The sequence below is a fragment of the Pseudoduganella sp. RAF53_2 genome (genome assembly GCF_052113985.1).
GTDB lineage: Bacteria > Pseudomonadota > Gammaproteobacteria > Burkholderiales > Burkholderiaceae_D > Rugamonas.
In genome coordinates, this window is the sequence record NZ_JBFRDW010000367.1 from 1 (window position 1) to 5942 (window position 5942).

The 5942-nt window shown below is 63.5% G+C and carries 7 protein-coding genes; 6 read left to right on the top strand and 1 reads right to left on the bottom strand.

The features are described 5' to 3' along the window. Window positions 1-219 precede the first annotated feature (219 nt). Window positions 220-423, top strand: a complete 204-nt coding sequence (locus tag AB4Z11_RS20145; protein ID WP_442027192.1) for a SlyX family protein — start codon at window positions 220-222, stop codon at window positions 421-423. Here AB4Z11_RS20145 and AB4Z11_RS20150 read toward each other — a convergent pair. Further along, on the bottom strand, window positions 420-1442 hold the full coding sequence (locus tag AB4Z11_RS20150; RefSeq protein ID WP_442027193.1) for an alpha/beta fold hydrolase: 1023 nt from the start codon (window positions 1440-1442) through the stop codon (window positions 420-422). The genes AB4Z11_RS20145 and AB4Z11_RS20150 overlap by 4 nt on opposite strands. Window positions 1443-1551: 109 nt before the next feature. Between AB4Z11_RS20150 and AB4Z11_RS20155 the strand changes: the two genes are divergently transcribed. The 5 genes from AB4Z11_RS20155 to AB4Z11_RS20175 all read left to right on the top strand — a co-directional run bounded on the left by AB4Z11_RS20155 (window position 1552) and on the right by AB4Z11_RS20175 (window position 5888). Then, on the top strand, window positions 1552-2358 hold the full coding sequence (locus AB4Z11_RS20155) for a helix-turn-helix domain-containing protein (protein WP_442027195.1): 807 nt from the start codon (window positions 1552-1554) through the stop codon (window positions 2356-2358). A 103-nt stretch (window positions 2359-2461) separates the two neighbouring features. Continuing rightward, window positions 2462-4588, top strand: coding sequence for a M3 family metallopeptidase (locus AB4Z11_RS20160; protein ID WP_442027197.1), 2127 nt, complete (start codon window positions 2462-2464; stop codon window positions 4586-4588). Window positions 4589-4679: 91 nt separating this feature from the next. After that, entirely contained in the window at window positions 4680-5045 is a 366-nt protein-coding gene (locus tag AB4Z11_RS20165; RefSeq protein ID WP_442027199.1) for a hypothetical protein, read from the top strand. Further along, entirely contained in the window at window positions 5042-5581 is a 540-nt protein-coding gene (locus tag AB4Z11_RS20170) for a MerR family transcriptional regulator (RefSeq protein WP_442027201.1), read from the top strand. The genes AB4Z11_RS20165 and AB4Z11_RS20170 overlap by 4 nt, the downstream gene beginning before the upstream one ends. Window positions 5582-5615: 34 nt before the next feature. After that, a complete protein-coding gene (locus AB4Z11_RS20175) occupies window positions 5616-5888 on the top strand; it encodes a DUF4404 family protein (RefSeq protein WP_442027203.1) in 273 nt (90 codons plus the stop codon). The last annotated feature ends 54 nt before the right edge of the window (window positions 5889-5942 follow it).

The window sequence follows — 5942 nt, forward strand, 5'->3', positions numbered from 1 at the left end:
CACGTCGACAAGTCGCTTGCCGAGTTCCRCGAGTATGTGAACGCTCGGTTCGGTGCGCAAGATGAAAAGATCGCCGCCATGAAGCTTGAGATTATTCGCTGGACGCTTGGCATCGTTCTCAGCGTCGGATCGCTGGAATTAGGGATCGTCGCCGCGCTGCTGCACTGGATGCGCTGACGAGTCCGGTAAAATGCCAGCTTTACCGTGCAGGAGCAAGCCGTGAGCAGCGAAGAACGTTTTGTCGACATCGAAATCAAGCTGGCGCATCAGGAAGACCTGGTGGAGTCGTTGAACCAGCGCGTCTACGAGCAGCAGAAGCAGATCGACAAGCTGGAAGCAATGCTGGCCGCCCTGGCCGAGCACGTGCGCACGAACATCCAGAGCAACCAGTCCCCCCTCAACGAGCGTCCACCGCACTACTAAGTACGCCACAGACGCAGTGCTTCTTCCGCAACAATGTCCGGGTACTCTTCCTGGAAGAACAGCTTCCCGTCCGGCACCTCGCGGATGCCTTGCGAGCGGGGGAACAGGCCATCGAGATAGCGGGCGTCGGCCATGGTGAAGATGTTGTCGCTGCCGCCCCAGACCATGCGCACCGGGATCTGGCTGCGCTTCAGTGAAGCTTCAATCCCGGCCAACGGATTTGGCGTCAGCGCGAGATGGAAAGCGTGGTACTGCGTGCGGCGCAATGGCGTGCTGACCAGCGGCGTCACGTAGTAGTCGATCGTGGCATCGGCCAGCGATGCGGGATTGTGGAAGACGGCGGCGCCGAAGGTGGCACGGGCTTTCTCGCGGTCGGTCAGCCAGACAGCCGTCATGTCGGCCAGCGTGCCGTCGCGGGCCATGTCCAGCACAGGCTTGATGGCGGCGGGCGGGCTGTTGGTCTCGACATCGCAATTGGTCAGCATCACTGTGCGCACGCGCTCGGGATAGCGCACCATGAACAGCTGCGCGACAGCGCCGCCGCTGTCGCTGGCCACCACGTCGGCGCGCATTATTCCCAGCTTGTCCATCAACGCCGCCAGCATCTCCACCTGATCGCCAGCTGCCAGCGGCTGCTGCCCGGGAACCTGCGAGTAGCCAAGGCCCATGAAATCCGGGGCGATGCAGCGGCGGTGCGCGGCGAGGCGTGCCATCGCGCCGCGCCATTGGTAGCCGTTCAGCGGTGCGCCGTGCAGGAACAGCGCTGCTTCGCCTTTGCCGTGTTCGACGTAAGCAATGCGGCCGAAGCGCAGGTCGGCAAAGCGGCGCGCTGCTGCGAATGCGGATGCTTCGACTGCCGCCGCTGCGGCAGCCGCCGTGACCGACGTGCCCGCGCTGCGCGCTGCGCCCGCGGCGGGGGGAGCCGAAGCGCCTGCGGCGTTGCGGTCCACTGCGCATGCTGCACCGGTGAAAACCAGCGCCAGAGCGCCGCCGGCGCGCAAAAATTCTCTTCTTTCCATCGTCATCTCCATGATTGAATCGTGGAGACCATGCTAGCCAGCGCCCGAAATCGCCGCGAGCACAAACGGCCAGCGGTGAGCACAAAAAGATGATTAAATAGCACTCACCATGATCAGACCCGATTGCTATCCCGCTCCTGCCAAGGCCCAGCTATCGAGCGGCATGCCGCTGCTCGACGTGCTGACGTCGCCCGTGCCGGAGGGACGCTTCGACTCGCCAGTGGACGGCCGCCATGTGCTCTGCCTGCATCTCGGCAGCCCCGTGCCCGTGACCTGGCGCGCCGGACGCTTCGAGCGGACCGGTGTGCGTCTGCATGGCCAGTTCTGCGTGGTCCCCGGCGGCTCCAGCACGCGCTGGACGCTCACCGCGCCCGCCACCTCCTTGCTGCTGCGCCTCTCGCCGGAACTGATGCAGGACCATCTCGACCCCGCCATCCACATCCGCGACCCGCAAATCGAGCGCATTGGCTGGATGATGCAAGCCGAAGAGCGCGACGGCCATCCCAGCGGACGTTTGTTTGCGGACAGCCTCGCCACCGCGCTCGGTGCGCGCTTGCTGGCGTTGCAAGGACAACCCGCYTCGCAGGAACCGGCGCGTGCGCTGCCCGCATGGCGTCTGAAGCAGGTGATCGAATACATCGAAGCCAACCTCGATCAGGACCTCACGCTGGCCGAACTGGCGGTGGTTGCTGGCTTCAGCATGTCCCACTTCAAAGCCCTGTTCCGGGAAGCGGCGGGCATGCCGGTGCATCAGTTCGTGCTCGCACGGCGCGTCGAACGCGCACGCCTGCGCATCCTAGAGGGCCGCATGAGCATGACCGATATCGCGCTGGAAGCCGGCTTCTCCCACCCAAGCCATATGGCGCGAACGCTGCGCCGCGTGCTGGGCCTTACGCCCGCCCAGTTGCGAAGCTGATATCACAATGGCGCGGTGCAGCATGCGCCACCGATGACTTTGCAAAATCCGGCTGATATCATTTGACGCTTCGCGCCACGCGAAGTCATATTCAGGAGAGAGAATGTACCGTCCACACATGCTGATCATCGCTGCCAGCCTGGCTATCGCCGGCGCCGCCCATGCCGAACCGGCCTCGCTGCTACCCGCATCGAACCCGTTCGCCAAAGAGAGCACCCTGCCGCTGCATTACCCTGCCTTCGACAAGATCAAGAACGAAGACTACGGCCCGGCTTATGTAGAAGGCATGCGTCAGCAGATGCTGGAAATCGACGCCATCGCCAACAATCCGAAAGCGCCGACCTTCGACAACACCATCGTGGCAATGGAACGCTCCGGCCGCCTGCTGGACCGCGTATCGAGCGTGTTCGGCAACCTGTCCGGCGCCAACACCAACGACCAGATGGAAGCGTTGAACCGCGAACTGGCGCCGAAGCTGTCCGCGCACAGCGATGCGATCCGTCTGAACGAGAAGCTCTATGCCCGCGTCAAGGCACTGTACGACAAGCGCGACAAGCTGCACCTGGATGCTGAGTCCAAGCATCTGCTGGAACGCTACCACACCGATTTCGTGCGTGCCGGCGCCAAGCTGTCCGCCGCCGACAAGGAAAAACTGAAGGCCTACAACTCCGAGCTGGCCGCACTGTCCACCAAATTCAGCCAGAACGTGCTGAAGGAAGCCAATGCATCCGCACTGGTGGTGGACACCCGCGAGGAACTGGCGGGCATGTCCGACAAGGCCATCGACGCTGCCGCTGCGGAAGCGAAGAAGCGCGGCTTTGAAGGCAAGTTCGTGATCCCGGTCGCCAACACCACCGGTCAGGCGCCGCTGGAAGTGCTGACCAACCGCGCCACGCGTGAACGCCTGCTGGCCGCATCGCTGGCGCGCGGCAGCCATGGCGGCGAATACGACAACCGCGACGTGGTGCTGAAGATCGTCAAGCTGCGCGCTGACCGCGCGGCGTTGCTGGGCTATTCCAGCCACGCCGCCTACAACCTGGAAGACCAGACCGCGCACGACACCACGGCCGTGAACAAGCTGCTGGCCGAATTCGCCAAGCCGGCTGTGAACAATGCACGCAAGGAATCGGCGGACATTCAGACCGCGATCGATGCCGACAAAGGCGGCTTCGCCAACGCCGCGCAGGACTGGGCCTTCTACACCGACAAGGTACGCCAGCAGCGCTATGCTTTCGACCAGAACCAGCTGAAGCCTTACTTCGAACTGAATAACGTGCTGACCAACGGCGTGTTCTTCGCTGCGAACAAGGTGTACGGCATCACCTTCAAGGAGCRCCACGATCTGCCGGTCTACAACCCGGACGTGCGCGTGTTCGACGTGTTCGACGCCAACGGCAAGCAGCTGGCCATCTTCATCGGCGACTACTACGCGCGCTCCAACAAGCGCGGTGGCGCATGGATGAATGCCTATGTGTCGCAGTCCTCGCTGCTGGGCACCCACCCTGTGGTGGCGAATCACTTGAACATTCCGAAGCCTTCCGACGGCGAACCGACCCTGCTGACCTGGGACGAAACCCGCACCCTGTTCCACGAATTCGGCCACGCCCTGCATGGCATGTTCTCGAACGTGAAGTATCCACGCTTTGCCGGCACCCGCGTGCCGCGCGACTTCGTGGAGTTCCCATCGCAGGTCAACGAGATGTGGGCGGCCTGGCCTGAGGTGCTGAACAACTACGCCAAGAACTACAAGACCGGCGAGGCGATGCCGAAGGAGCTGCTGGACAAGGTGATGGCGTCCGCCAAGTTCAACGAAGGCTTCCGCACCACCGAGTACCTGGAGGCGTCGATCCTGGATCAGCGCTGGCACCAGCTGTCGGCCGACAAGATCCCGACCGACGTGGTGGCCTTCGAAACCGCGGCGCTGAAGGATGCCGGCGTGGACTTCGCACCGGTGCCACCGCGCTACCGCACCACTTACTTCTCGCACGTGTTCGCGGGCGGTTATTCGGCCGGCTACTATGGCTACCTGTGGTCGGAGAAGCTGGACGCGGACACCGTCGAGTGGTTCAAGGAAAACGGCGGCATGCTGCGCAAGAACGGCGACCGCTTCCGCCAAATGCTGCTGTCCAAAGGCGGCACGATGGATGCGATGCAGATGTACCGCGAATTCCGCGGCCGCGACGCCAAGATCGAGCCGCTGCTGGAACGCCGCGGCCTGACCGCCCCCTAAACCGGTGACCCAAGTGGCTGCCACATCGTGGCAGCCACTAGCTTCACGCCCTTGGTTCTAATGGCTTGACCTGTCTACGGTAGACAGCCTTATGCTGTCATCCATGGAAGATCAGGAATTCCTCAGCAGCTTCGAGCGCTGCACGCTCCCGAAGGAGCACTTCAACCACGCTGGCCATGTCCGGCTGGCGTGGCTCTATCTCGAACGTTTGCCGTTCGACGATGCCGTCACGCGCACCTGTGCCGGCATCAGCACCTACGCCGCCTCCCTCGGCGCGGCGGAAAAATTCCATCGCACCATCACCGAAGCCCTGATGCACCTGCTGCGCGCGCATGGCCGCGATGCCGTGCTGACCGATGCACGTGAAATGCTGGCGCTGCATTACTCGCCACAGCTGCTGGCTTCAGCAGCATCGCGCACGCGCTTCGTGCCGCCAGACCGCGAGCCGCTGCCATGAAGCCGCTCACCATTGGCCAGCTGGCCAGGCGCGCAGGCGTGTCGCGTACAGCACTGCTGAATTACGAGCGGCTCGGCCTGATCGCGGCCGCGCGCACCGAGGCGGGCTACCGCGTGTACGACGCGCAGGCCATCGCGCGCATGGAGCAAATCCGTGCCTATCGCGCAACCGGACTGGGATTGAAGGCCATCGCCGCATTCCTGCAAGGCGGCGACCAGGCCTCGCTTATCGAGCGTCGCCTGCACGACATCCACCGCGAGATCGCCCGGCTGCGCGAGCAGCAGGAGGTGCTGCTGCAGCTGCTGCGCGCGAACCCCGAGCGAGGCACGGCGGCAGGCGGCGGGCTGGCGATGACGAAAGAGCGCTGGACGGCCATGCTGCGTGCCGCCGGACTTGATGACGATGCGATGGCCCGCTGGCACGCGCTATTCGAGCACCAGTCTCCGCAAGCGCACGAAGATTTTCTGCGCTCGCTCGGACTGGAGCCAGTCGAAATTGCGCGCATTCGTGGCTGGTCGCGCGAAATGGGTGTATAAAAACACTATCGCGACTACAACGGGGACCCGCATTATGGACAGCAATCTGAAGGCGTCGTTGAGAAACCTGCACACCGCGCTGGAGAGCCACGGCCCGGTGGACGAAGAGCTGCAAGACCTGCTGCTGCAACTGGATCACGACATCAAGCACCTGCTCGAACAGCGTGAAACCGGCGAAGAACTCACCACCACTTACGGCCTGGCCGAGCGCAGCCAGGAAATCTCGGCGCAATTCGCGGCCAAGCATCCGACGCTCGAACCGACGCTGCGCGAGCTGACGCGCATTCTGGGCAATATGGGAATTTAAGCAGGGAGGCAGGAACCCGGGGAATGGCGGCGACTACAAATGCCGCCCCCCGGG